Source organism: Carboxylicivirga agarovorans (assembly GCF_050589845.1).
Classification (GTDB): Bacteria; Bacteroidota; Bacteroidia; order Bacteroidales; family Marinilabiliaceae; genus Carboxylicivirga; species Carboxylicivirga agarovorans.
On sequence record NZ_JBNGPA010000026.1, the window covers coordinates 58,113 to 84,982 of the forward strand.

A 26,870-nucleotide genomic window follows, 5' to 3' on the forward strand; every position below is an offset into this window, starting at 1 on the left:
AAGCCGGCTAATAAAAGCCGGCTCCCTTTAGTCTACATCATGTCCTAAAATGTAAACGCTATTTCTAATTCAAACTGATTCATTTCCAGTTCTATGGTTTGGTTTGGAACCATATTGCCCTGCATGGCTTGTTCAGGGTCAAAATCAAAAGGATTATAACCTTTCACACTTGCAGGTAAAGCATATACCATGGCCACATGAATGGCTTTGCCCGATTCACCAAAAGCTTTTGAGCAACCAAGAGTGATGTGATTTTCAATTACACCCGGTGCCAGAATATTAAACATTACTTCCGTTTCAGGTATTGGCTGATCGTTATGTGAGAAACCACCTCTGAATATCCAGCTGTTTTGTGTATCATATTCAAGACCTAACTTATATACATTGATATCGTTCCATCCAAAACCCGAGCCATTGTCAGCTCCCAGAGGCACATGGTTTGGATTTGGAGTGTAATCGCCAGGATTGTTAGGGTCACCGCCCGGATTTAAAAACGCGGGAGGAAGAGCCATTGGATCGATAGGGTTACCAATTGAGGCCACCTCAGAATAATTAATGCGTTTAAAGTCAAACATGGCAGTTAGTTTATCAGTGAACTGATAAGCCACACCAACAGTTAGATTAGATGGAATATCAAATCCTCCCTGCTCTGCGAAAAGACCGGCATATTCATCGAACTCACTCATTTTGATTTTGGGCTGATAGCTTGCTCCAAGAGATAAGGCATCTGTTAACTGGCCCAGGTAACCGACTTTAAAGCCGATGCCAAATGAGTTATCATGACCGTTGGCAGTCAGTTTCTCGGGGTTACTTGAAAACGGACCGAAAGCAGACAGGCCTGTTGCTTCAAAGTACTGGAATGTTCCTATTACACTAACACCAATGCTGTGTTTCTCACCAAGCTTGCGTGAATAGGTCAGGTCCAGAAACATCTGGGCCAGATCAACACCAGTTGTCGAAGATGACATATCACCAAATGTCATGGTTGGATAATCGGTATTCATACCGCCATTACCAAACAGGCTGGCCGAGAGACTGCTTTTTTCATTCAGCATCCAGTTGGCAGCTATGCTTGGCATAACAAACCATTTAGAATCACTCTCCACAGTTCCGGGCATAAGTCCCATTGTTCCGGGCATCATAGATGGATTTCCAGTTACAGTATACTGGCGGTTGGGATTAAAAAATCCAACACCAACCTGGTATTGTTTTCCCAGGAATACTTTTCCTGCCGGGTTTCCATTCATTAGGGAGTATTTGTACCAGGCAATACCAGCCCCTGCCAATCCTTTATTTTGTGCGCCATAGCCTACACCGAAGTAGCCATCGGTTGCCATCATAAAGGAAGGTATCAGTAGACCAATAAGCAGTGTGATCAAATGTTTCTTTTTCATATCGTAGATTTTTATTTCATGTGTTCATAATTTCCCATTTCGGCATCAACTTTGAATTCTATTAATTGTCAGCCAGTGTTTCAATACGAACAATCATGTTTGTTTTTACTATTTATTTTGATTGGTTTAATTATTTATCTGCTGTCTTATGTGAAAATTATTTGAGTATTGGTGCCGCCGCACATGCCATAGAAGTCACCTACTGTAAGCACATCCGATACATCTTCCCACAAATCATCTTTTGTAAGTTTAAACATATCCATGGCCAGTTTACAGGCATATATTTCGCCCCCTCCGGCAGTGATCATTTCGAGGAATTCATCAACAGGCGGAATATCCAGTTTCTCCATCTGACTTTTCATCATTGCCGAAACACCTGCTTCAACACCAGGTAAAGCACCAAGAAGTGAAGGGAATGGCAGGCCTCCAGGCATGCGCATGGCCGGGTTTCCAATGGTACCGGTATGCAGCTTGTTCATTTGCTTCTTAGTAATGGCATCAAGACCGAAAAAGGTAAAAAACACTTTGGCTTCAATACCTTCCATAACTGCGCCATTGGCTAAAACAAGGGTTGCATATACATCTTCAATGGTTCCTTTAGCACAAATGATACATACTTTTCTTAATGGATTTTCTTCTTTTGTCATAACTAGTATATTTTAGGGTTACACACAGCTAACAGGTTTTGGAATACCTGCAATTTTTGAGGAATACTTTAATGGTCCGCCAGGAAATAGTTTATATAAACCTTTTATATCAACAATGCCCGATTTACCTACTTTACGAATGGTCAATGCTTCTCCCTGCTCATGTTTTTCGCGCAGAAACATCAATACTGCCATGTGTTTATCAGTTAGATCAATGCCAATGTCATCTGCAATGGCTTTTGCAATTTCTTCATTCCACTGGGATGGATCTGTCAGGTAGCCCTCTTCTGTGATATCTACCATTGTGTATGCTATTTCTACTTGTGCCATAATGTTTAGATTTTTCTTGTTAACTGATTCTTATTTAGCTGATACCTGAAGTCATTGTTTGTTTATCATTCAAATTGAAATCAGGTTGATATATTCTTCATAAATGTGACCATAAAGCCCATTGCCTTTTTCATTTCCGGTTTATTGATCTCGCGCATCAGCTTGAATACCGAATATTCAGGTACATTTTCCATCTGCATGCTGTTGTAGGCCCTGAGGGCATTATCCATAGCGTGCATCATTTCAGGCTGGGTCAGGCTTTTGACCGTATTTAAAATGGTTACAATGTTATCGGCCAGCTGTGCCACATCTTCCTTTGAAAAGGCACTGACCACATTGTCAATTACTTTAGCTGCTTCGGCAAAAAACTCGAAATAACCTTTTTGCTCAAATTCGTGCAGACGACTGGTCATATCAATAATGGATTCACGCACCAATGGCCCGGCATCTTTGGTGAAATCAACCATGCTTTCAAACATGCTTAGTACCACACCTATGTTTTCAATATTATGCAATAAGCGAATACCCAGCATTTTTATTTCATCAACATCGATCTCGACCTGTTGATTTTCAAGCTCAACAACGGCAGTGTCGTACATGTCTTTACCGACAATCTGCAAATCGGAGAGCAGGTCTTCCACACTCTCTGTTTTTTGCTGTTGCCGGGTCACAATGTCGAGAACAATGTCCATCTTTTGATTCAGCTGGTTGATCTGTGCCTGTAAATCTGTTTCGTTCATAACTCCCTCCTTTAATAATTAGAAAGTGACCCTTTTTTTGCCAGCCATTGTCATATCTGCTTCTACCGGCAGCTCTTTGCCTTTAAGCAGCATGTGCCAGTATATCCAGCGGAACATGATTTTACCGTAGTGGTTTATTTTAGTGTTCTTAAGCAGACCAAAAGGTCCTATTCCCGGTAATGGGAATGTGCCGGGTAATGGTTCGGTTTCGTAGTTAAAGTCAATGAGTGCACCTTTTCCATATCCAGTTTCTATGTAGCAGTTGGCATGCCCGTCAAACTTTGCCAATAGCGGCCGGTCCTCAATGGCACTCATCAGGTTGTCGTATAATATTTCAGATGCAAAGTGAGCTACTGATCCTGCTTTGGATGTTGGAATGTTAGCAGCATCGCCCAAAACAAATATCTCTTTATGATCTTTTTGTTGCAGGGTATGTTTATTAGTATACACAAAGTTAAGGTCATCACCCAGTCCGCTTCGTTCAACCATTTCATCACCCATGTTAACAGGTACAATGGTCAGCGTATCAAAAGGCACCTCTTTTTCATCATAAGACACCAACACTTTTTTATCGTTGTCAACACGTTCGATATAGAAGTCAGAGACCACATTAATGTTTTTCTCTACCAGTAATTCAGCCAGCATTTTAGTAGCGATTGGTTTGGTAAAAACCCCTGGCATTGGCGTAACAATGGTAATGTCAACTTTATCGCGCATGCCTTTCTTTGTGAAGAACTCTTCGGCCAGGAAAACAAATTCCAAAGGAGCCACAGGGCATTTGTAAGGCAACTCGGTAATGGCCATTACCAATTTTCCCCCTTGCCACGTTTTAAAATGCCTTTGCAAGGCCAGTGCTCCTTCAATGGTGTAAAAATCAAAAATATCTTTGTACCACAATTTATCTTTCAGTCCTGGTGTTTCAGCGGGTTTGGTTTGAGTACCGGTGGCAATAATAAGGTAATCGTAATGCAGCACCTTACCTTCGTTAAGATGCACTATTTTATTGGGTGCATCAATTTTATCAACACCCGTATACATGACATTAACTCCCACCGGAAAGAAACTGCTCTTGGGCTTGCGTACGTCGTGCTCTGAATATATTCCAAATGGTATAAATAAAAACCCAGGCTGATAATAGTGTGTTCTGTGCCTGTCAACAATGGTAATGTTCCATGTTTCCCGGTCTAATGCTTTTCGAAGTTTATTGGCCATCATGGTTCCGGCCGTTCCTCCTCCTAGTATAACTATATTTTTCATGGATATATATTTTAGCACTGGTGTTAACACCAAATGAATTATTGTTTTGTTCCCAAGTTTGTAATTAGCCCCTTTTGTATTATTTTGGAATTCAATTTACTCAGTGCTGTGCTTATTCGGCATCTGAGATGCGGTAATAAATATCAGTTTATGATATATATCAGTTGGACCGACTAATAAAAGACTTGTAAAAAAATCCAGATATGGCTATAGAGTGCAGTTGTGACGAATGTGAGTTGAAAGAGCTGTTTTTTCAGAATGTATCAGCCAACGAAATGGAGAGTTTGTGTCGAAGCAGGGCAGAACAGAACTACGATAAAGGTGATTACATTATTGAACAGGGCAAGCCTGTAAAGGAATTTATTTACCTGAAAAGCGGCCTTGTAAAACTGTTTATAACCAATGCTAACGATAAGGAGCAAATACTATCGTTTGCCAAGCCTTTTGATTTTGTCAGTTTGCTTAGCATCCTTTCCAAAGATCAGCATAGCTATTCGGTAATGGCTATTGAAGACTCAACAACTTGCAATATATCCATAGATGATGTTAAGCGCACCATTAGGGAAAATGGGAAATTCGCCATGAGTGTGCTTGAGAAAATGAGTATGGTCAGCGATAATGTTATCAATGAATCTCTGGCCATCAGGCGACGGAACCTGAGAGGCCGGGTAGCATATGTATTGCTGCATTTTTACCACGATATATATAAAACAGAATCTTTTGAATTACCGGTGAGCCGAAAAGAAATTGCCGAGTATATTGGTATGACTACCGAAAATGTTATCAGGGCCTTAACCGAATTCCGCAAAGACGGGATTATCAAGATCTTTGGAAAAGTAATTGAAATAGTTGACGAGACTAAGCTAAAACAAATTTCTGACCATGGATAGGGAGAGTTGACAGGCTTGAATTATCGACCTGACAGATTGTGTTACCGATATATTGATTGTTATGGTGAAAGCAGGAGTCGTTTATCTGCAAATGACAATACCTATCGTTTACTTTCCAGGGCTTCCAGCAACCTTTTGTCCCGCCCGTATATGTCTTTATAAAAACTGATGCGGCCGTCGTTCTTATTATCATCGCAGGTCATGTAGATCAGGATAATGGGTATGCGTTCTTTTAAATGGATCGTTTGCGTTGTTTCTGATTCGACTATCTTATTGATCCTTTGAAGATCGTAATAGGGATCATTCAATAAGAGCTTGGCCAACACAAAAGGTTTTTCAACCCTGATGCAACCATGGCTGAATGCCCTTTCAGAACGGTTAAATAAGGATTTGGATGGCGTGTCGTGTAAGTAAATGGCATAGGGACTGGCAAACATGAATTTGACTTTTCCCAGAGCATTGCGTGAGCCGGGCTGTTGTACAATGGCATAAGGAAAGTTATGGCTTGAGTATTGGGTAAAATCGACCTTAGCCGGATCTATGGGGGTGTTGTTTTGATACAGAATCATGTTTCTGTCCTTAAGGAAGTTGTCGTCCTGTTTTAATTTGGGCAGTATTTCCTGAGAAACGATGGAGTAGGGAATGTGCCATGTCGGATTGAAAACAATATAACTTACATTGGCACGAAAAGTTGGTGTTTGCTTGTGGTCTTTGCCTACTACAACCCGGCAATAATGATTAATGGTGTCATTGCGCACCAGGTGCAGGTAGAAGCTGGCAATGTTAACGATCAGATAGTCTTCGGGCAGCTGATTATTCAGCCAACGTAGCCTTTCCATATTGACTCTTAGTATGTCAAGGCGTTCTTTAATGGTTATATTAATTGCTCTGTAGGTTTCTTTACCGGCAACACCATCTGCCTCAATCCCATTTAGAATTTGGACATCTTTGATGGCTTCCTCCAGTTCACCGTTAAAAAATGCAGTGGTGTCCAGGCTGGAATACGCATTGGCTATCAGGTGTTTTTTTAGCTCACTTACCTCGGGAATTGAGTCGCCGGGTTTTAAAGAACTCCCCGGATACTTTAGTTTTTCAAGGTGACCTCCGCCTTTGTGAATGGAATCGTAACGTGCAAAGAGTGATTTCAGCTCTTCATAGCGTTTCAAATGAGGCCGGGCATTATTCATCCAATGCGAAAGGCTTGTATTGCGCAGGTGATGCTGCAGAGAGTGCAGCAGTTCATCTTTTACAACAGCATTTGTGTCAGACCACATGGGCTGAAGACTTGTTTGGTCGAGCTTACCGTTGATGAGGTGAGTCCGGTAGGTGAGCAGGGCATCACTCATTATAATATCTGCAACGGCGATATGGTAAGGGTCATTATACCTGCCGCGGTACTTGATCACATTCTGCCTGATATAATCAGCATGATAATCTTCGGGATTGAGGCCATCATAATAAGCATGCGTAACAATAAACAACAGGTCTTGCCGGTTGCGCTCATTTAACCACAGGGGCTGAAAATTATTTTTTTTGTAGGTTTCAATTAGTTGCCTGTTGGCTAATAGAAGCTGACCTTTGAGTTTTAATCCGCCGCTATTATGCAGCTCTAAAACAAGCTCCTTTAAATGCCTGTTTGATTGGTGGGTACTAATTGCCATTGAAACAGGTTCATCGAGCTTACAATAAGGAATGACATGGCTGTTCCAGGCATGCAGATGCATGAATACGATTCCAAATATGAATACCATTAAGTTCATGTCTCAACTTACAGGATGAGACATTAATTTAAGGAAATTTTCAATTTAATACTGAAGAATTTTTCAGGTAACTTTCTGTCGGATGGTAGATAAATAATAAACTTCCGTCTTTTATTTTATCAATAACAAAGTCATAGTCGGCAGCCGGAATAGCCGGACAGCCAAAACTTCTGCCCAGGCGGCCATACTTTTTAATAAAGGCCTCTTCGGCATAGTTAGCCTTATGCACTACAATGTGTCTTTTTCGGGCTTTATCGTTAATACCTTTTTCCAGTCCATCCAGTTTCAGCGACAGTCCATGTTTGCCATAATAGGTTTCACCTGTCTTAAAAAATCCAAGGCTACTTTGGTTACTATGCACAATATTGGAAAATTTCTGAGCCTCCAGCATGCCCGTGTTTTTACCATGAGCCACATAGTTCTGGTAAATAACCTGACGTTTACTCATATCTATCAGGTAAAAGCGTTTTTTGGTGGATGGCTGACTGAAATCGACGAGCGTGATAATATCCGATTTATGCAATAAAGAGTCTTTTAGTTTGACCCAACCCTGGTATGCAATATCAAATGCCTCAAAAGACATAGAGGTATTTCCAATTTCGTTATAAAGTTCTAACGGAATGTTGAGCTCTTTCGGTTCTACGTGATTCTTTTCGATCGGGTTGACCGAAGAAAATAAAAGGATAATTAATGTATAGATCATTCAAACAGCACTTAATTCAACAACTTCTAATCTAAACCTCTCAATAAAATCAAAGCCGCAAAAATACAAGGTATTGTTTACCAAACAATATTAACGGCGGTTCTTTAATCTTTATTGATCTTTTTGGTATGAGTCCCTATTTGCTGATGAATACGGATAAAACGCAAAATGGTTATACTTTATGGGCATATTTATAGTGTGGAGTATTCTGTTTAAGCTTATTAAGCTGAATTCGACATCTAATTTCGAACTCAGCTTATTGGGAGCTTAAGCTAAGATCTATCTCAGGAATATGGTTGGTTCTTCACCCGCAACATTTCGTCTGACAGACAGTTGTTTTATGATCTCTTCTTTTTCTTCGTTGGTGAACTTTGACCAGTTGCCTGCTTCATCAATTGTACGGCGGCACCCAAAGCAAACACCTTTACTATCATATTGACAAACGCTTATACATGGAGATGGAACTTCTTTCATAATCATAGTTTTTTAACACAAACATTAAGATGAGCGATATGTTTACCCATGGGATGAAAAACATTAAAAAAGCATAAAATATTCAGTAATCCGGTATTTATCCTTGCTGGTATTTCATAGGATGGATGGTTTATCATAAATTTGTTGACTATGGCCGATAATTCTGGTAAAATACTTAAAAGTATACAGCCCTCACGTATTACTTTTCCAATTATCATTGGATTAGGCGTTACCGGGTATTTCCTATATAATGAATTTGATCCTGCAGTACTCGATTACTTCACCTTTACATTGCAGTCCTTGTTCTGGTTTTTTATATCGTTTCTGATGATGGCCATACGTGATTTTGGGTATATCATTCGCATACGCTTATTAACCAACAATATATTGACCTGGCGAAAAGCATTTAACACCATCATGCTGTGGGAGTTTACCTCGGCCATTACACCTTCGGCAATTGGAGGAACCAGTGTAGCCATCTTTTTTATTAATAAGGAGGGTGTCAAACTGGGGCGCAGTACTGCCGTAGTAATGGTCACATCATTTCTTGACGAATTATATTTCATACTAACATTCCCCCTTATTCTATTATTCATCGGGCGCACAGATATATTTGCCTTTGGTGATAGCATGATGGAGGGCATACCATGGTACAAAAACCAGTTTTTTATGTTTGCCCTCACTGGTTATTTTCTTAAGCTGGCCTATACCATTGTAATCAGTTACGGCTTGTTTATTAATCCGCGGGGATTGAAGTGGTTGTTATTGTGGGTTTTTAAATTACCTATTATTCGTCGCTGGCGACCGCAGGCCAATGAATCAGGTTCCGATCTGATCTCAACATCGGAGGAGTTTAAACGCTGGCCACTTGTTAACTGGTTAAAAGCTTTTGCGGCTACTGCGCTTAGCTGGACTGCCCGATATTGGATAGTGAATACACTGATCCTGGCTTTCTTTGGTTTTCAGCTGCTGGGATGGAATGATCATATACTGATTTTTGGGAAACAACTGGTGATGTGGATCATGATGCTGGTTAGCCCGACACCGGGAGGTAGCGGCTTTGCTGAATGGGTGTTTAAAGAGTTTCTAGCCAATATGATTCCTGTGGGAACAGGTATGGCTATGGCCTTTATGTGGCGACTGGTTAGTTACTACCCATATTTGGTAATTGGAGCTTTTGTAGTGCCCAAATGGATACGAAAACACTTCATTACTACATGATTTGATTTGATAAACTGGAGGTTTTTAGTGATAAATGGCTGTTTTCGATTTATGCTTATCACTAACTTGCTAGTCGAAAATGAAATACTATGCCTCAGTTTAACTATATTTTCTCTCTCACTATTACTATACTTTTATTTATAGGAGGATGTAAGGAGCGTCGGTCCAATAAAGTAAAGCAAGTACCGGAGCCGCGTAAAGAGCTTGTTATCTATTGCGAAAACACCATGCTCAATATGGTAGTGGATCTTAAGTACAACTTTGAGCAGCTCTACAACTGTAATGTCACCATACAAAACGATTGTTCGAAAAATTTGATGGGTATTATTAATTACTCAGCTAAAGGTGATATTTACATTCCTTCATCATCTCATAGTTTTAATACTTTTCAGAATAACACAGGGTATCAGCTCACTGATTCACTGTTTTTGGGTTATAATCACCTGGTATATATGGTGAAAAAAGGTAACCCTAAGAGCTTTAGCGGAAATACAGCCCCCCTGAAGCGCAGAGGCAAGTATGCCGTAATCATTGCCAATCCGGAAACCAGTTCACTTGGTTATGAGACCAAACAGTTCTTGCAAAAGCAACGTGCTTATGATGAGGTGCTTGAGAGTGTTGTTTCTTTAACGTCTGATTCCAAGGGGCTTGTAAAGGGGTTGAAAGGCGACCAGGCCGATGTGGCCATTAACTGGAAAAGCAACATTAATGTAAATGGTAATGCTCAACACATTGAAGTTATCTATCCGCAGTCACCCTACAACAACGCCATACCTATGTATGCAGCCGTTATGTCCTGCAGTTCAGAGCCTACTCTGGCCAAAGCCTTTCTCCAACTGGCTTCTGAAGAGCTAAGTGAAGCAGCCTTAGCACGGTATGGTTTTTCGAAAAGACCGTCCATTATTTTTTAAATTAATGGTAAAATTCTATTTTTAGGAAAATCTATTTCTGTGAGCAAGCGTAATAAAAATCTGAAATTATCCTATTTTAAGGAGCCGATTATAAATAAGTTATATTTATTGTTGGCCATCTTTCTTTTGACCATTGCCACAATTCTGACGATCGAAAATTACTTTGATCGCTCATACAGCTCAAAGTACCGCTATTCAATTGAGAACCAGGAGAAGCTGCTTCAGCTGGAAAGTTTACTTAATCAGAACTTATTGAAATTAAACCTGGCCTTTAAATCTTATTCATCGATCAACCTTACAAAGGCTCTGGAAAATAACGATACAGAAATTGCACAGCTGACACAAAAGAGTAAGGATATATTAAATGTGATTGATCAGGGAGGAATCATTGAAGATGTGCGACCTGTAAAGGATTACTCAAAAGATTCGATTACGATCCGGATTAATTACGAGGAAGATTTGTTCACGGGATCAATAGAAGAGGTAAGTACCTTGATTCCGCTTATTGATGATCTGTACAATCAATCTACCCGTATATCCGATCAGGTATTAAAAAATATCACGGTTCACAAAGGTGAAAATGAGAATTTGAAAAGTAACGTTGAGCAATTGATTAAAGGAGCTGATCCTGAATTTGACAGGATGCTTGAGATTGAAAATACAATTGCTTATGAAATTAATAAGCGATTAGTAAGCCTCAATAATAAAGCCATTAATGTATTGAGTCGTTATAATAAGTTGAAATATTCATCACTTATATTCTTCACACTTTTTGTTCTCCTCCTGTCGTACTTCCTTTTTTCGCAAATAAGAAGTGTCATACTTTATCGTAAAAAGGCAGAGGATAATAATAAAAAGTTGATTCAGGCTGTTGAGCAAAGTCCCATTTCAATTATGATTACAGATACTCAGGGCAATGTTGAGTATGTTAATAAAGGCTTTAAATCACTTGAAAGTTATTCGAAAAGTGAACTTGAAAGTGGAGATACCAACTTTTTTAAGCTTCAGAACGAAAAGAACGAACTGGCTGATTTGCTTTGGCAAACGATTCAGGAAGGTAAAGTGTGGCAGGGTGAAATATCCAGTACCAAGGAAGATGGTAGTATATACTGGGAAAAAGTGTTGATATCACCAGTACTTAGTAAGGATAAAACCATTTCAAACTATGTGGCTATCAAGGAAGATACCACGGAGAAAAAGTTATTGACCGAATCGTTGAAAGAATCCAATAAGGCATTATCAACTATTACCGATAACCTGCCGGTAGGTGTAATGATTGTTGATAAAGACCGTCAGATTATTCAGGTCAATAAAACTGCTTCAAAAATCATGGGTTTTGCTAATAGTGATGAAGCCATGGTTCACTTGACCAACAGTTCATATGAAGAACTGTTTTTCACCAATAAAAAAGAAGAGTATAAAGACGAACAGACTGGTATCAATGTAGCCGCACTTGAAGAGCGTCTGGAGATAAAAGAGAATAATGTTTCGCGCGAAATTCTAAAGAATATCATTCCAATTTCATTGGAGCAGAAAGATGTTTTCCTCGAAGCCTTTATGGATATCAGTGCTCAAAAGGAAATTCAGAAAAAAGAAGCCGAATCCAATAAAGCGAAGTCGGAATTCCTGGCCAATATGAGTCACGAGATCAGAACGCCGATGAATGGAATTATTGGTGCCACCGAGTTATTGGCGAAGACACGAATGACGAAAGAGCAGAAGAACGTGGTGTCCATTATTGGTCGTTCATGTGACAACCTATTGAATATCATCAATGATATCCTTGACTTCTCGAAGATTGAAGCGGGTAAGATGAAAATCGAATCCTATGCTTTTAACCTGCGTTCAACGGTTGATTACCTGATGGATCAGATGTCTTTCCGTTCCCTTGAAAAAGGCATTGAAATACTCAGTGATGTTGAAGATACAATACCTCCGGTACTTATTGGTGATGAAAGCCGCCTGATTCAGGTGCTTGTTAATTTAATGGGGAATGCGGTTAAGTTTACTGCTGAAGGTGAAGTGGTGCTCAAGGTTGAGATCGAGCAACAAAAAGGAACTAACCTGATGTTGCACTTCTCAGTTGAGGATTCCGGAATTGGTATTCCTAAGAATAAGCTTGAGAAAATATTTGAGTCATTTACCCAGGCCGACGGATCAACCACCCGCAAATTTGGAGGAACAGGTTTAGGTACCAGTATCTCAAAAATGCTGGTAGAGCTTATGGGAGGTAAGATTTGGGTTGAAAGTCCAAATCCAAACTTTATGTGGTCTAAAGATAACCCGGGTTCAGTATTCCATTTTACACTGCCTTTTGTAATCGATAAGAATCATAAGACTCTTGAGCTTAATACAGAGCAGTTTGCACATGTTAATACGTTGATCGTTGATAATCATAAAACGAACCTGCTGTTGTTGAAGAAAACCCTGAACAACTGGCAGATCAAATCAGAGACAGTTAATGATGAGAAATCAGCTCTGAATATGCTGGATAACGATTCCAGGTTTAACCTGATGATAATTGACAGTCATGTATTCAGTAAGGCTGATGATAACTTTTTGAGGACTGTTAAACGCAAACAAAAGGACATCAAAATTATCCTGTTCTCATCTGAAAACAGGTGGAAAAATCCTGCCGACTTTAAGGGTGTTAACACTGTTCTTCAAAAGCCTGTAAAGCACACTGAACTGTTTAGTTCAATTGAGAAACTGCTGGTTGAGGGTAAAGGAGAGGTAAGTAGTGCCGAGGCGCAGGTAGCCGAGTTAAAAGAGCGCATTAAAGACAAGCAGATACTATTGGTGGAAGATAATATTATCAATCAGAAGATCGCAGAAAAAATGCTGTCACGACTCGGTCTGCAAACGAATATTGCCAATAATGGTCAGGAGGCCGTTGACATATTAACGGGCGAAGACAAAACCAATATTGATCTTGTTTTTATGGATGTTCAAATGCCGGTGCTTAATGGGCTTGATGCAACACGTAAGTTACGTGAGCAACAGGTGGAGTTACCAATTATAGCCATGACTGCCAACGCGCTTAAAGGAGACCGGGAAGTTTGTATAGACGCTGGTATGAATGACTACATTGGAAAGCCCGTTAAAATGGATGACCTTGAGAATATAATTGACAGATGGTTATAAGGACTGAAATTTTCCATTAAGTACAACTGCATCCAACTTCATGTTTTTAGCCGATTTAACAGCTCCGGCTTCATTATGGACTATTGGCTCTCCACGCACATTAAAAGACGTGTTGATAAGCGCTTTAATACCGTATTTCTTATCCAGATGAGATAGTAAGGCATAAACATAAGGATTGTCATCATGCTCAACTGTCTGTATGCGTGATGTGCCATCGACGTGCACCACACCTTCAATTTCTTTTTGCTTGTCATCAGCCACAAGAAAGTCAAGCAGCATATATTTTGCCAGGTGATGAATGGATTCTCGACCAGTGAAATAACGGGCGTTTTTACTCAGCATGATCGGTGCTACAGGTCGGTACCATTCACGTTTTTTATGGGTCATACTCACTTTATCAGCCAGCTCTTTTGAGTTGGCCAATGCAACGATGGAACGATTACCCAATGCCCGGGGACCAATTTCGCCATTATTGTTGCAGATAGCTACAACCTTGTTTTGCATTAAAGCCCTCGCACAGGTATCAATTTCATCATCTGAAAAAGCACATTCAGTATTATCTGATCGCCAGTTGTTCAGGTATGGTGAGTGGGGCTTGATTTGTTTGTGTTTCTGCCATTCAAAAAAGGCTGCCGCCCCTAATGATAAGCCGCTATCTTCGGTACAGGGCGGGATAAACACATCTTTAAACAGACCTGTGTCGACCAGTTGTGTATTGGCGACTATATTAAGCGCCGAACCTCCCGAATAGTACAAGTAATCAGCTTTGCTTTGGCCTTTTATTTGCTCAAGCTTAGCAATCAGTTCACGTTGAAAGATGCCCTGCATCGTGGCTACGATATCCTGTAAAAACGGGTCTTCCTGGTTAAGGTGCTGTATGCTCTTGTTAAAGTCAGATTTCGCAGCGGCAAAAAAGTCTTTTTTACTTCCCCATGCATCTGAAAAGTAATTGTTGGTCACCAGCCACTTTTCAATATCCTCACTGTAGCTGCCATATGCGGCCAGTCCCATCATTTTACCGGGTACGCTGTTTTGTTCCTTGAATTTAGCGCCAATAATTCCAAAAACGAGGGCATTGGCGTTAAACAAGCCCGACAGGTATTTGAAGTCCCAGTGGTACTCAATGGATTTTAATTCGTCATTGTTATAATGAAAAGCCGAAAAGTTACTCAGGCTGCCTCCTCCGTCGAAATGAACAAGTAAACTGTTGTTATTATAGGCACCATAGAATGGCAGGCAGGCACCAACGTGGGCCAGCTCATGGTTAATGGCATAGGCTTCTTTTTCGCGATCAAGCCACCAACATCTGCCTTTTTCAGGAAATACAGATAATGAATCATTTAGAGGAGCCTCAAACCTGAAACGTCCACACGATGACAGAAAGGTTCTGCCAACAACATTGTCAACAAATACCAGGTCGTAATCCGTATTTTTTAAAAGCCCTTCTTGTTTTAACAGATCATATATCTGTTCATGCAATGAATTATCATGTTTTTTCCTGCTAAGGCGTTCCAGCGTCAGGTGTTTGATCACCTGGCCTTTATCCATCAGTGTTAAAGCATGATCATGGACATAAAACGGAGTTTTACTATTAATACGGTCCTGAATACCGTAAATAGCTAATGTGGGCTTTGATGTATGCATTATTACTTAAATAAGAAACTGGGCAGCAATCGTTATAACCATTAGAAGCGTTATAAAAAGCTCCTGGATAAAACGGCGTCTGATAAGCGATAAAAAACGGGCAGTTACAATAGATGTTCCAATGGCCCAAATAGGCATTACCTCCAGTGAATAATAAGGAGTAATGGCTGCCACAACACTAAAAATGATCAACCAGATAAAAATACGATAGTGCTTACGTGTAATTATTTTTATGGCCGGTAAGATCCTGACCACAGCTAATATGGATATAAACACCAGGAAGATGATGATGCCATTGTAAATTTGAGAATAAATCGTATGCTCAAAAAAGGCTATTGTCGACACAAAATTTTCAAATATAACATCAACAAAAGAGGCAGACTGGTCGAACCAAAAATAGTATGTGAATGAAAACAAATAGGGCAGAAGCAGTCCCAAAACAGATGCAACGAATGAACGGATGTTCATCAGGCGCAGGATAAACATGATCATCCATAGCAGGATAACAAAGTAAATACCTTTGGCATAAAACAGGCTTCCTATGGAGAGCCAAAAGGAGGCTTCAAAGCACCAGGTCATCGGTTTACGCTGTCCAGAGGCAGAAAACAAACGCTCAATCCCCAGCATTAGCAATGGTGTGAAGAACCACACAGGATGAAGTTTTTGAGCCATCAGGTAACTACTGACAAGCAACATGTATATGAAGCCCGGTAAATTTGTTTGGCCACTAAACAGGTTGTAGCGGTTAACGATGCGGTTAACACTAAACATCATGATTAGTGCAATAAGCATACTGATTACTGATGCCAGCAGGTGGTTGCTTTTAAGAACGTTGATTACAAGATCCCACAAGGGCATAGGATTGTGATCATATGGGAAACTTGGTGAAACATCAAACAGAAGCGTATTGGTCCAAAAGCCAATCAGCAACAATGGCAGCAGGGCCAGGGCAACAATATCATTTCTATTGAATACTCTAAAAAGCATAATCTGCAGTTTAATATTTTGTCACCCGCAGATGACGCTTATAAACGCATATAAGTTGTTGATTAACTGTAATATTGGCGAATATCTGCGTTGTCTGCGGGTGAGAGAATTCCATTCCACTGATGGAATCAATATTATAAATCAAATCCGATATCAGAACGGAAATATTTACCATCAAAGTCCAGACTCTGTGCATTGGCAAATGACTGCTTTAGAGCTTCGTCTTTATTTGCTCCATAAGCTGTTAACGCAATTACACGACCACCTGATGTCACAACTTTGCCGTCATTCTCTGTGGTACCTGCATGAAATACCAAACCTTCAGTAATAGTATCAAGTCCGGTAATTTCTTTTCCTTTTTCATATGAACCAGGATAACCGCCCGAAACGCACATAACAGTTGTGGCACTGCGCTCATCAACTTCAATGGTTTTCTTGCGTAATTCACCTGCAGCAACTGCTTCAAACAAGTCAACAAGGTCAGACTTTAAGCGTGGGATAACCACTTCGGTTTCCGGGTCGCCCATACGAACATTATACTCAATAACCTGTGGCTCACCATCTACACTCATAAGGCCGATAAATACAAATCCCTTGTATGGAATATTATCAGCTGCCAATCCTTCAACAGTTGGTTTAACAATGCGGTCGTGTACTTTTTTCATAAAAACATCATCGGCAAAAGGAACAGGTGAAACAGCACCCATACCGCCGGTATTTAATCCGGTATCACCTTCGCCAATACGTTTGTAATCCTTAGCTTCAGGTAAAACAACATAGCCATGACCATCGGTTAATACAAATACAGATAATTCAATTCCGCTTAAGAACTCTTCTATTACAACAGTGCTTGATGCATCACCAAACTTACCGCTCAGCATCTCTTTTAATTCAGCTTCTGCTTCAGCCAGGTCATCAAGGATCAAAACACCTTTACCGGCAGCCAGACCGTCAGCCTTAAGAACATAAGGTGCCTTTAAGGTTTTCAGGAATGCCAGTCCTTCTTCCAGGTTTGACTGGGTTACAGATAAATAACCAGCGGTAGGAATATTATGACGCATCATAAACGCTTTTGCAAATTCCTTACTTCCTTCCAGTTTAGCACCTTCTTTGCCAGGACCGATCACGGGAACATGAGCAATTTGCGGGTCGTTTAAGACAAAATCTTTAACACCCCTGACCAGTGGCTCCTCGGGACCAACTACAATCATGTTAATGCTATTATCAATAACAAAAGCCTTGATGGCTTCAAAGTCATTAGGATTAATGTTAACATTGGTTCCTACCTGACTTGTACCGGCATTACCCGGAGCAATAAATAATTGTGTTAACTTTTCGCTTTGCGCCATTTTCCATGCTAATGCATGCTCGCGCCCTCCCGAGCCTAAAAGTAAAATGTTCATGTTTGTTATATTGATATTTACACCTCTAATTTCTTAAACTGATAACCCTCTTTTAACAACTTTTCAATGGATGCCGGCAGTGCGTAGTGCATTCTTTTCCATGCTTTTTCAGAGTCGTGAAAAACCAAAATAGAACCATTTCTGGTGTATTGCAGCACATTATTCAGCACTTCCGCCTGTGTAAGGCGCTTATCGTAATCCATGGATAGCACATCCCACATTACAATTTGATCAAACTGTTGCTTTAATGCTCCCATATACCAAGGATATAACTGTCCATGGGGCGGACGAAATAATCCACCAGGTATAAAGGGTTTAGCTTTTTCAATGTTGTCAAAATAGTCTTTGCGTGAACATTTCCACGCAGGTAAATGGTTATAAGCATGGTTACCCACGCTGTGTTCCCTTTTTATTAGCTCATCCATCATGTGGGCGTTTTTATCTGCGTTTTCGCCCACACAAAAGAATGTTGCTTTAATTTTGTATGAATCCAAAAGGTCCATTACCCAGCTGGTTTCTTTCTCAACCGGTCCATCATCAAAGGTGAGGTAAAGTGTTTTACCTTCCTCTTTCTTTCGCCACAATGTATGTGGGAAAAGAGCTCTTAAAGCTGCCGGTGGCTGAACCTTCCAACTCATTATTTATTCGCCAAAGAAACCCATGCGACGCATGTTTTTCTCATAATCTTCTTCAAGAAATTTCATTAAATCCTCACGGTTATACTGCTGAGCCATTTTTACTATTTCCATATAAATAGCCATGGCTGTTTCCGGGTCACGACCAGCTGTGGCTCTTTTATAATCAGGCAATGAATTGAAGTAATCCATTTCTTTTAAACGATCAGTAGCAAGGGATTTTAATATTTCTTCTCCCTTTTCAAAGTCATTAAGCCTGAAATAACCTTCGGCCAGGAAGATGCTGAAGTAATTGTGAGGAACGCGTTCTGCACTTAACACTTCCATGCTTTTATCAAGTATATTATGTGCTTTTTCGTTTTTACCTTCATCAATTAAAGCTATCGCCAAACGCGAAAGATTGTTTCTGATGTTGGTTGCCATGCGAAGATGATTTTCATCCAGGTATACATCCGGATTATCAAATCCACCCCATTTGAAATCTTCCATCACATTTTTATACATGCGTTCAGTGTCAACGCGACCAAACTGTCCATCCATATTAACAGTTTTGATTGGTACAACCTGGTAGGCAAATCCTTCTAACTGGAAGTAATCCTGCAAACTAACGTAATTGTCTGAACCAACAGTTACTGCGAAATAAATCGGACGCTCCCAATCGTTGTTTGAAATCAAATCCAGGATCATTAATTCATTTTTAAGGATCATATCCTTTTGCATATTAATGTCCAGTTTATTCGTAAGCAAATGAGCAGCATCTTCAGAAACAATACCACGTTGCAATATCTTCAGGCTGTCAACAGGAACTGTAAACTGCTTCGATGGCAGGTATTCAATGTAACCCGCATACTCGGGAACCTGTTTGGTTTTGGGGTTATCACTTGCTACAAAGTTGATGGCCTCTTTTAAGTCAACAGCTCCTTTAATTCGGTCAAGAAGATAAACAACGTCACGGCTACCTGTAACATACTGATCATGCTCTAAAGAGAAAGGCATTGGGTCTGATTTGTATGCTTTACGCTTCATTTGGTCAATGTACCAGTCTGTTTGAAGATAGCTTAAGTTACAAACACGAATATCGGTACGAATGCCTTCCACTTCCTGGGCATACCATAACGGGAAAGTATCGTTATCACCATTGGTAAATATGATAGCATTGTCGGAGCAACTATTCAGATAGTTATGAGCCAGATCACGAGCTACATATCGTTCAGAGCGGTTATGATCATCCCAGTTTTGATTGGCCATGATTCCAGGAACGAATACCAGAGATACTGTTGTTGCAAGCGTCGCTGCCACTGAACCTGGCACAAAGCGTTTAATACCGTTAACAATTGCCAGCACACCCAGACCAATCCAAATGGCAAAGGCATAGAACGAACCGGCATAGGCATAGTCACGTTCGCGCGGTTGAATAGGTGTTTGGTTCAGGTAAAGTACAATGGCCAGTCCTGTTAAAAAGAAGAGCAGCATCACAATCCAAAAACCTTGTTTGCCATTTTTTCCTGCATTGTATTGGAAAAGCAAACCAGCTAAACCAAGGATAAGAGGCAACATATAATATTTATTGCGTGCCGGATTATTGGCATAAATGTCTGGTAGTAATTCTTCGTTACCTAAACGTGATTCGTCAAAAAATTTAATACCGGTAATCCAGTTGCCTTTATGTATTTCACCATGACCCTGTATATCATTCTGCCGTCCCGAGAAATTCCACATGAAATACCGGAAATACATGTGGTTAACCTGGTAGTTCATAAAGAACTTAAAGTTTTCCCACATAGTTGGTACCATCAATGAGTTTGGTCGCCCTGTTTCATCTTCTATGGTTACACGTTTACCTTTCAGATTGGTCCAGCGTTTATACTCTGAAATGTGTCGAGGTTCACGGCTGTACATCCGCGGGAAAGTGGTTGTTGTGCGATCGTCAAAAACATATTCTGGACGATGATCCACTGTTTTATATTCGCCATCTTTCTTAATACGAACCGGTGCGCCTTTTTTATTACGCATGGCCTCGCGATCAAGAGGAGAGTTGTAGTTCTGCCCAAAGAATAAGGGACGATCACCATATTGCTCTCTGTTCAGGTACGACATCAGTGAGAAAACATCCTCTGGTGAATTCTGGTCCATTGGAGGATTAGCAAATGATCGGATAACGATCATTGCAAACGATGAGTAGCCAATCATAATAACAGTCACTGCTAAAATGATGGTATTGGCAATGACCATTTTCTTTTTGTAGGTAAACCAAACACCTGCGACAAGAGCAACCAACAGGAGAATCATATAAAAGATGGCGCCTGAATTAAAAGGCAGACCAAAACCGTTGACAAAAGCAAGCTCAAACCAACTGGCAACTTTTACAACACCTGGTATTATTCCGTAGAGAATACCACCCAGGATCACCGCTGAAATAGCTAAGGCCTTGATCGTATTGTTGCGGTTAACTTCGTACATTTTGAAATAGTAAACCATAACAATAGCAGGTATTGCCAATAAGTTCAAAAGGTGAACTCCAATGGATAATCCCATTAAGTAGGCAATTAAGATTAACCAGCGGTTAGAATAGGGCTGTCCGGCAACATTCTCCCATTTTAAGATGGCCCAGAAAACTACAGCGGTAAATAATGATGACATGGCATAAACCTCACCTTCAACGGCTGAAAACCAAAATGTATCAGAGAAAGTATAAGCTAATGCGCCTACTAACCCAGCGCCCATTACAGCCCAGGTTCTCCAGATCGGAGGCTCTTCCTCAGTGATAAATATTTTCTTTGCTAAATGGGTTATGGTCCAAAAGAGGAACATAATGGTTAAAGCACTTGCTAATGCAGACATCATGTTAATCATGAAAGCAACAGACGACGGATCGGGTGCAAATAAGGAGAAGAAGCGTCCCATGATCATAAAGAAAGGAGCTCCCGGAGGGTGACCTACCAATAATTTGTAGGAGGTCGAAATAAATTCGCCGCAATCCCAGAATGAGGCTGTTGGCTCAATAGTCATTGTATAAACGGTGGCAGAAATAAAAAAGGTAAGCCAGCCGAGTATCAGATTCAAACGCGTATATTGCTTCATAATTACTTAGTTTCAATACAATTGCACCATATATTCAATGGCAGTATTTTGACAAGTTCCAAAAATACAATTTTTTGTTTGTTTGACCTTTACAATAAACGCAAGTTTAATGATATAAAACTCTTTTGTTTACTTCTTGAAAAATATTCAGGTAGCCTGTACGGAAATTGTCTGGCACTGAAATTTTTTATTCCGCTTATCACCGGGCCTTGTCAATTAAAGCGAATTGCTGTAATTTTCTATCCTATAAACAAGAAAAGCTTCTGGTTATGAACAGGATACTCTTACTTTCTGCTTTAGTTATCTTTAGTCTTACTGTCAATGCTCAAAAAAGGCATAAGCTTTTGAAGGAGTACAAGAAGGGTGGTATTGAAAAAGCAATTGATGTTAAGGAAGTTCAAATAGATGATGTTATTGGAACAGCCAGGTACTTTCTTGGAATTGAGCATAAAATGGGAGGCACCGATCACAAAGGGCTCGATTGTTCAGGTTTGGTCTATGCAAGTTTTAAAAAACATGGTATTCAAGTGCCACGTTCTTCCTCTGAACAGGGAAGGGTAGGCAAGTTCATAGGTTCCAAAAACCGCTTGCAATACGGAGATCTGGTCTTCTTTCACATGGATTGGGATAGCGAGAAAATTGTGAACCACGTAGGGATCTACCTGGGCGATGATGAGTTTATTCATGTTTCAACATCGAAAGGATGTATTATATCGCGTTTAGATAATGAAGTATGGAAAAAGAGTTTCTTGTTCGCAACGCGGGTTTGGTAAATGATAATAATAACTGGTGTTTCTGATGCACAACCCACCCGGAACAAAAGGTTTCAGGCTTTGAATCAGCAGGTATTCTGTATATAAGGAGGAGTCAGAACATTAAAAGTGAGTTGTATGACAGTGCAGGATGACCCAACCACCTTTTTTATTTTCCATGAGTAAGGTTGATATCCAATTGCTTTCAACTACTTCGTGATCTTTCATTTTAACTTTTTCCTTGCCCTGCCAAATGCACAATGCCCTGTATGGGCTGATAGGTGTTGCTTTAACTGATTGTTCCAATATCTCAATGGATTCAATGTTTTCAGAAAGATATTTGTACAAGGTATGAAGTTGTTCGGTATTGTAAGTTTTGTTGCCTGCTATATAAACGATGTCATTACTGCTGTTCCAGTAGGACAATGATTTTTCGTAGTCTTCATTTAAAAAGCTTTGAGTAAAGTCGTTGATCGTTGATTCAATTTCGGCCTGCAGGTTTTGAGAATAGCAGGCAATTGACAAAAACAGGCTGAGTGTAATTGAAGAAGTAAGAAGTTTCATACGATTTGTCTTTGGGGTGTAATCAGACAAAGTTAAAAGCAGAAAATAAAATGGTCAATAAAAAAAGCCAGGCTATTTAGCCTGGCTTATCGTTAATGTGATTTTTCTTAGAAGGTTATAGCCAATGTAATGCCTTTTTGCTGACCACTTTTAAAATAGCCGACATTGACATTTTCCAGTTTCTCGCTGTATTCCTTTAATTTTCTGTTTCCTACAGAACTCAATACAATTCCTGTAACTGCCATTGGAATTCCTGCACTCAGAGACAATATGCCAATTGTGCCAGATGTGTCAGTTGTTGTCGTTGTGTAACCATACTCGTCAACCTCTTCTTCCCAGTCGGCCGATGCTACCAATGCTATGCCAATTGCAGTTAATCCGCCACCGATAATTCCTAACGTGGCACCGGTTTTCTTCATTTTGGTATACTGTTGGACTTTTCTTTCATAAAGAAGTTTGTTTTCGTCCACCTTTTGTGAAAAGGCATTAAGTGAAAACGCAATCAGAATTAATAAACAAATAAGTGTTCTCATTTTATTTAAAATATAGGGGTTGTGATTAATTTCTTATAAATTAAATAATTAACTATTATAATTCCAATCCTATCTTGTTGTAAACGAACGCAAGCTGATCATTCATTGCCGGGTTGTTAATTGTTTCCAACACCATTTTAACCAACTGTCCTTTTTCTATTTCCTGTTGGAATGTACTGGATGTCATCTGTTGTTCTTTTCTGTTAAGAGAAGCGTACCAAAGAAGATTGTTCAGGTGTCGCTGCAAAAGGATGTTGGCTAAATGATTTGCTTCATCTTCCATTCCACACTCGTAGGCAAGGTGAATAAGGGGCAAGTTTCCACTAACATCAGGAGCCGTTTCTATAGGAAGTTCCTTTAAACTTTTCTCGATAACTGATCTTGCATCTTTCTGTCGTTCGTTTTCAAGTAAATCAGCTGCCAAAAGGTTGGACATTTGCCTGTACTTTATAACATCAAATGTGCGGCGACAATAATGGTCGTAATAACTGTCGGAACCATTGCCCAAATCTATTTTATTCATAAAAATGTCGTAAAGAGCATCTGTTTCCATAAAAATAGGAGATGATTGATCCTGTGCATATGGCATTAGTTTATAAACAAGACCATCATAACGCAGGTGCTTTTGCAGGCCAAGGAATATTTCAGGATCAGCACCAATGGTAAAGTAGATAGGACGCTCCCAATTATTGGTCGCTAAGATATCAAGCAGAGCAATGTCATTTTTGTATAAAACGCGCTTGGAACATTGCCACTTTAACGTATCGCTATCATTGTAGGGCAAAGTAAAGCGATTGACAGGAGAAAAATCAACTTTCATTCCATTTTGCATTGGTAGCTTCGACGTCTCTTTGTTACTGCCAATAAATTGAACAACGCTTTGCAAAGGTGCATATTCATCACTTTGTTCCAGTAATAGGGCATAATCCAGATCTCCGGTTTTATACCTCTCCTGTGAGATGCTCAGATCCAGACCTTTGGTTTTGTTAACCGCATATTCAAGTTGTTGCACACACCAGTCGGCACCCATCAGACCATAGTTAATGACACGAATGTCAGTTCTGAATCCTTCCACTTCCTGCACATACCAAAGAGGATAGGTATCGTTATCACCATAGGTGAATAGAATAGCATTCTGATCGCATGAATTCAGATAACTTCTGGCTTGCATGAGGGCAAAATCACGCCCTCTACGATTATGATCATTGTAGTTTTGACTTAGCATTAAGGCCGGCACAGCCACTGTGATCAATGTTAGACCCAAGGCTGTTGATAAATAGCTTTTTGATTTCTCATAGATAAAGTGAGCAATGGCAAAAGCACCAAGTGCAATAAACAGTGCAAACGCATAAAAGGAGCCAACAAAAGCATAGTCGCGTTCACGCGGCTCAAAAGGAGTCTGGTTGAGATAAAGGATGATAACCGGACCGGTCATAAGAAATAACAGGGAAATCACAGCCAGGTACTTTTTGCCCTTGTGGCCTGATCTGTACAGGAAAAACATTCCTATTAAACCAATGATAAGTGGCAACATAAAGTATGTGTTTCTGGAAGGATTGTTAACACTTAAGCTATGGAGTTGGCTGCCCTCAGTCCGCTTATCCAGAAAAGGAATACCGGTTATCCAGTTGCCTTTATGCATTTCTCCATGGCCTTGTTCATCATTTTGCCTGCCTGAGAAATTCCACATAAAATAGCGAATGTACATATGGTTGACCTGGTAGATAAAGAAAAATCGCAGGTTGGTAACAAATGAAGGTTTTTCAGTGCTGTTTGGGTTTGCACCTGCCCATTGCTGATAGCCGTATTTATGAGTTGAATTGCTACTGTGCATGCGAGGAAAGAATCCGCTGCCAGCATCATCGTAATCATATTTGTCTGTTTTTTTATATTCTTCGTATTGCTTATCTGTTCGTCTGTATGAATCTTTGTAAAGCAAATCGCCGGTTTGTGTATTATAGTACTGACCGTATATTAACGGATTTTGAGCATATTGCTCACGGTTTAAGAAGCTATCGAGAGAAAAGACATCTGACGGTGCATTCAAATTGATAGGCGTATTGGCATCTGCCCGGATAATAATCATGGCATAGGAAGAATAACCAATTAAAAAAACAAGTGAGACTACAGCAGTTAAATGCTGCCAGTCGTTTTTAGTTCTTGTTTTAAAAACAATAAAAAATAATCCGCCGAAAATAATAAGAGTAAAAAGGAGCAGGCCTGAGTTGAATGGCAAGCCCATCCCGTTTACCAGCATAATTTCCAGTTTTCCGGCCAGCCAAAGCCCGTTTTGAATAACTCCAAATAATAAGAGGCCTAATATGCCACCACCTATTAAAAGCGCTTGCGCCAATAGCTTCCAGGTAAATGTTTGTTTGCGCAATAAAACGATCAGTATCAATACTGGTATGATCAAAAGATTAAGCAGGTGAACACCAACAGAAAGACCTGTCAAATAGGCTATCAGAATAATCCATTTTATTCCCGATCCGTTTTGTCTGTAGGCATCTTCCCATTTAAGGAACAGCCAGAAACAAAGGGCGGTGAAAAATACCGAGAGTGCATATACTTCTGCTTCAACAGCTGAAAACCAAAAGGTGTCTGATACTGCAAATGCTAATGCTCCAATAGAACCGGCTATGACGATTATTAAATATGACTTTAATGATGTGGTATACTGCTCAAATATTCGTCTTAGAATATGTTCTGCTGAAAAATATAAAAACATGACGGTTGCCGCTGATGCAAAAACAGACAATAAATTGGCTGTATATGCGATGTAAGAAGCATCGATGGCGAATAAGTTAAACAATCGACCTAACAGCAGATAAAAAGGAGCACCAGGAGGATGTCCAACTTCCATTTTGGCCATGCATGCAATAAATTCGCCACAATCCCACAAGCTTACGGTAGGAGCCATTGTACGCCAGTATAAAATGGTTGAAAGTAAGAATAGGGTCCAACCTGTAATCAGGTTGATTTTTTTTAAAGCAGTCATAATGTGTAAGTCTGTTTAGATTTTAAAGATAGTTTTTATCTTCAATAGATAAAGGTTTTAGTGCAGTAATGAATTGAAGGATTGGTAATGAGTGAAATGATGGAAAATTATTCAGGACTAGAATCACCTGAAACAGACGGTATAACAAGGATGGCTCAATATTTTTATAAAAAAATCTTGCATTGAAAGAAAATCTGTCTATCTTTGCATCGCTTTTGAAACAAAAGCATGGGAATTGTCTCATGGTGTAATGGTAGCACAACTGGTTTTGGTCCAGTTAGTCAGGGTTCGAATCCTTGTGAGACAACGACTTAACCTCCTATAAAGTAGGAGGTTTAATTTTTGTCTTGCTTGTCTCATGGTGTAATGGTAGCACAACTGGTTTTGGTCCAGTTAGTCAGGGTTCGAATCCTTGTGAGACAACCAATAAGCGGCTGAAGAGGCCGCTTTTTTGTATCTGTACCTTTCGTAGCGCTGGATTATAGGGATCACAACCATATTCTGGGTCCGGGCATAAATTTTACACAAACGATAGAGAAGAACTTCACATCTGTCACGCCTCTAAACTGCCTTCTGTTTTTATTATTTTAGGTTTGGGGTGATTAACTGAAATTTCAGTTTCTCCGTTGATGAAAAATTTAATAATATTATAGCTGTATGTCAGGCTGAATTGAAAATCGACGCAGTCAAAGCCTGATACATCAGAACTTGGGGCGTTGCCTTTTAGTGTTCGAAAAGATTCAAACATTCACATATATAGTGTTTTGCAAGCTGTAAATCAGCTCTCCTCCTGGCAAGGAGG

At 39.9% G+C, this 26,870-nt stretch carries 21 protein-coding genes and 2 tRNA genes; 7 read left to right on the top strand and 16 right to left on the bottom strand.

The annotated features are described in order from the left end of the window. Positions 1 to 44: 44 nt before the first annotated feature. The 5 genes from ACRD69_RS19380 to sqr all read right to left on the bottom strand — a co-directional run bounded on the left by ACRD69_RS19380 (position 45) and on the right by sqr (position 4,368). Positions 45 to 1,394 (bottom strand): OmpP1/FadL family transporter, encoded by a 1,350-nt coding sequence (locus tag ACRD69_RS19380; RefSeq protein ID WP_430816789.1) that lies wholly within the window; start codon positions 1,392 to 1,394, stop codon positions 45 to 47. Positions 1,395 to 1,540: 146 nt separating this feature from the next. Beyond that, entirely contained in the window at positions 1,541 to 2,041 is a 501-nt protein-coding gene (locus ACRD69_RS19385; protein WP_430816790.1) for a DsrE/DsrF/DrsH-like family protein, read from the bottom strand. Between the two features lie 18 nt (positions 2,042 to 2,059). Then, entirely contained in the window at positions 2,060 to 2,371 is a 312-nt protein-coding gene (locus ACRD69_RS19390; RefSeq protein WP_430816791.1) for a TusE/DsrC/DsvC family sulfur relay protein, read from the bottom strand. Between the two features lie 80 nt (positions 2,372 to 2,451). Continuing rightward, positions 2,452 to 3,111, bottom strand: coding sequence for a helical membrane plugin domain-containing protein (locus ACRD69_RS19395; RefSeq protein WP_430816792.1), 660 nt, complete (start codon positions 3,109 to 3,111; stop codon positions 2,452 to 2,454). Positions 3,112 to 3,129: 18 nt separating this feature from the next. After that, positions 3,130 to 4,368 carry a type III sulfide quinone reductase, selenoprotein subtype gene (gene sqr / locus ACRD69_RS19400; protein ID WP_430816793.1) on the bottom strand — a complete coding sequence of 413 codons (1,239 nt, stop codon included), beginning with the start codon at positions 4,366 to 4,368 and terminating at the stop codon, positions 3,130 to 3,132. Between the two features lie 203 nt (positions 4,369 to 4,571). Here sqr and ACRD69_RS19405 point away from each other — a divergent pair, with 203 nt between their 5' ends. Beyond that, positions 4,572 to 5,258 carry a Crp/Fnr family transcriptional regulator gene (locus ACRD69_RS19405; protein ID WP_430816794.1) on the top strand — a complete coding sequence of 229 codons (687 nt, stop codon included), beginning with the start codon at positions 4,572 to 4,574 and terminating at the stop codon, positions 5,256 to 5,258. A 101-nt stretch (positions 5,259 to 5,359) separates the two neighbouring features. Here the strand turns inward: ACRD69_RS19405 and ACRD69_RS19410 are convergent, their stop codons facing one another. The 3 genes from ACRD69_RS19410 to ACRD69_RS19420 all read right to left on the bottom strand — a co-directional run bounded on the left by ACRD69_RS19410 (position 5,360) and on the right by ACRD69_RS19420 (position 8,195). Next, on the bottom strand, positions 5,360 to 7,009 hold the full coding sequence (locus ACRD69_RS19410; protein ID WP_430816795.1) for a L,D-transpeptidase family protein: 1,650 nt from the start codon (positions 7,007 to 7,009) through the stop codon (positions 5,360 to 5,362). Between the two features lie 49 nt (positions 7,010 to 7,058). Beyond that, positions 7,059 to 7,721 carry a murein L,D-transpeptidase catalytic domain family protein gene (locus ACRD69_RS19415; protein WP_430816796.1) on the bottom strand — a complete coding sequence of 221 codons (663 nt, stop codon included), beginning with the start codon at positions 7,719 to 7,721 and terminating at the stop codon, positions 7,059 to 7,061. A gap of 279 nt (positions 7,722 to 8,000) precedes the next feature. Continuing rightward, entirely contained in the window at positions 8,001 to 8,195 is a 195-nt protein-coding gene (locus tag ACRD69_RS19420; RefSeq protein WP_430816797.1) for a DUF1289 domain-containing protein, read from the bottom strand. Between the two features lie 150 nt (positions 8,196 to 8,345). Between ACRD69_RS19420 and ACRD69_RS19425 the strand changes: the two genes are divergently transcribed. The 3 genes from ACRD69_RS19425 (at position 8,346) to ACRD69_RS19435 (ending at position 13,471) form a co-directional block, all read left to right on the top strand. Next, positions 8,346 to 9,416 (top strand): lysylphosphatidylglycerol synthase transmembrane domain-containing protein, encoded by a 1,071-nt coding sequence (locus ACRD69_RS19425; protein WP_430816798.1) that lies wholly within the window; start codon positions 8,346 to 8,348, stop codon positions 9,414 to 9,416. A gap of 89 nt (positions 9,417 to 9,505) precedes the next feature. Then, positions 9,506 to 10,327, top strand: a complete 822-nt coding sequence (locus tag ACRD69_RS19430; protein WP_430816799.1) for a substrate-binding domain-containing protein — start codon at positions 9,506 to 9,508, stop codon at positions 10,325 to 10,327. A gap of 39 nt (positions 10,328 to 10,366) precedes the next feature. Continuing rightward, positions 10,367 to 13,471, top strand: coding sequence for a PAS domain-containing hybrid sensor histidine kinase/response regulator (locus tag ACRD69_RS19435; RefSeq protein WP_430816800.1), 3,105 nt, complete (start codon positions 10,367 to 10,369; stop codon positions 13,469 to 13,471). Here the strand turns inward: ACRD69_RS19435 and ACRD69_RS19440 are convergent. The 5 genes from ACRD69_RS19440 to ACRD69_RS19460 all read right to left on the bottom strand — a co-directional run bounded on the left by ACRD69_RS19440 (position 13,466) and on the right by ACRD69_RS19460 (position 21,221). Then, positions 13,466 to 15,115 (bottom strand): carbamoyltransferase C-terminal domain-containing protein, encoded by a 1,650-nt coding sequence (locus tag ACRD69_RS19440; protein ID WP_430816801.1) that lies wholly within the window; start codon positions 15,113 to 15,115, stop codon positions 13,466 to 13,468. The genes ACRD69_RS19435 and ACRD69_RS19440 overlap by 6 nt on opposite strands. Positions 15,116 to 15,121: 6 nt before the next feature. After that, the gene (locus ACRD69_RS19445) at positions 15,122 to 16,102 is read right to left on the bottom strand and encodes a hypothetical protein (RefSeq protein WP_430816802.1); all 981 of its coding nucleotides are present in this window, start codon (positions 16,100 to 16,102) and stop codon (positions 15,122 to 15,124) included. A 134-nt stretch (positions 16,103 to 16,236) separates the two neighbouring features. Continuing rightward, positions 16,237 to 17,505 carry a phosphoribosylamine--glycine ligase gene (purD, locus tag ACRD69_RS19450; RefSeq protein ID WP_430816803.1) on the bottom strand — a complete coding sequence of 423 codons (1,269 nt, stop codon included), beginning with the start codon at positions 17,503 to 17,505 and terminating at the stop codon, positions 16,237 to 16,239. A gap of 17 nt (positions 17,506 to 17,522) precedes the next feature. Next, on the bottom strand, positions 17,523 to 18,143 hold the full coding sequence (locus ACRD69_RS19455) for a polysaccharide deacetylase family protein (RefSeq protein WP_430816804.1): 621 nt from the start codon (positions 18,141 to 18,143) through the stop codon (positions 17,523 to 17,525). 3 nt (positions 18,144 to 18,146) lie between these two features. Further along, positions 18,147 to 21,221 carry a protein O-mannosyl-transferase family gene (locus ACRD69_RS19460; protein ID WP_430816805.1) on the bottom strand — a complete coding sequence of 1,025 codons (3,075 nt, stop codon included), beginning with the start codon at positions 21,219 to 21,221 and terminating at the stop codon, positions 18,147 to 18,149. A gap of 269 nt (positions 21,222 to 21,490) precedes the next feature. Between ACRD69_RS19460 and ACRD69_RS19465 the strand changes: the two genes are divergently transcribed. Beyond that, the gene (locus tag ACRD69_RS19465) at positions 21,491 to 21,994 is read left to right on the top strand and encodes a C40 family peptidase (RefSeq protein ID WP_430816806.1); all 504 of its coding nucleotides are present in this window, start codon (positions 21,491 to 21,493) and stop codon (positions 21,992 to 21,994) included. Between the two features lie 102 nt (positions 21,995 to 22,096). On the opposite strand, the gene ACRD69_RS19470 is transcribed toward ACRD69_RS19465, so the two are convergent. From ACRD69_RS19470 to ACRD69_RS19480, 3 genes are all read right to left on the bottom strand, one after another. Further along, positions 22,097 to 22,537, bottom strand: coding sequence for a nuclear transport factor 2 family protein (locus ACRD69_RS19470; RefSeq protein ID WP_430816807.1), 441 nt, complete (start codon positions 22,535 to 22,537; stop codon positions 22,097 to 22,099). Positions 22,538 to 22,644: 107 nt separating this feature from the next. Next, positions 22,645 to 23,070, bottom strand: coding sequence for a hypothetical protein (locus tag ACRD69_RS19475; RefSeq protein WP_430816808.1), 426 nt, complete (start codon positions 23,068 to 23,070; stop codon positions 22,645 to 22,647). A gap of 55 nt (positions 23,071 to 23,125) precedes the next feature. After that, positions 23,126 to 26,068: a glycosyltransferase family 117 protein gene (locus ACRD69_RS19480; RefSeq protein ID WP_430816809.1), complete on the bottom strand. Its 2,943-nt coding sequence runs from the start codon at positions 26,066 to 26,068 to the stop codon at positions 23,126 to 23,128. 236 nt (positions 26,069 to 26,304) lie between these two features. Between ACRD69_RS19480 and ACRD69_RS19485 the strand changes: the two genes are divergently transcribed. Together ACRD69_RS19485 and ACRD69_RS19490 are read left to right on the top strand one after the other, a co-directional pair. Further along, positions 26,305 to 26,375 (top strand) — tRNA-Gln (locus tag ACRD69_RS19485). Between the two features lie 45 nt (positions 26,376 to 26,420). Next, positions 26,421 to 26,494 (top strand) — tRNA-Gln (locus ACRD69_RS19490). The last annotated feature ends 376 nt before the right edge of the window (positions 26,495 to 26,870 follow it).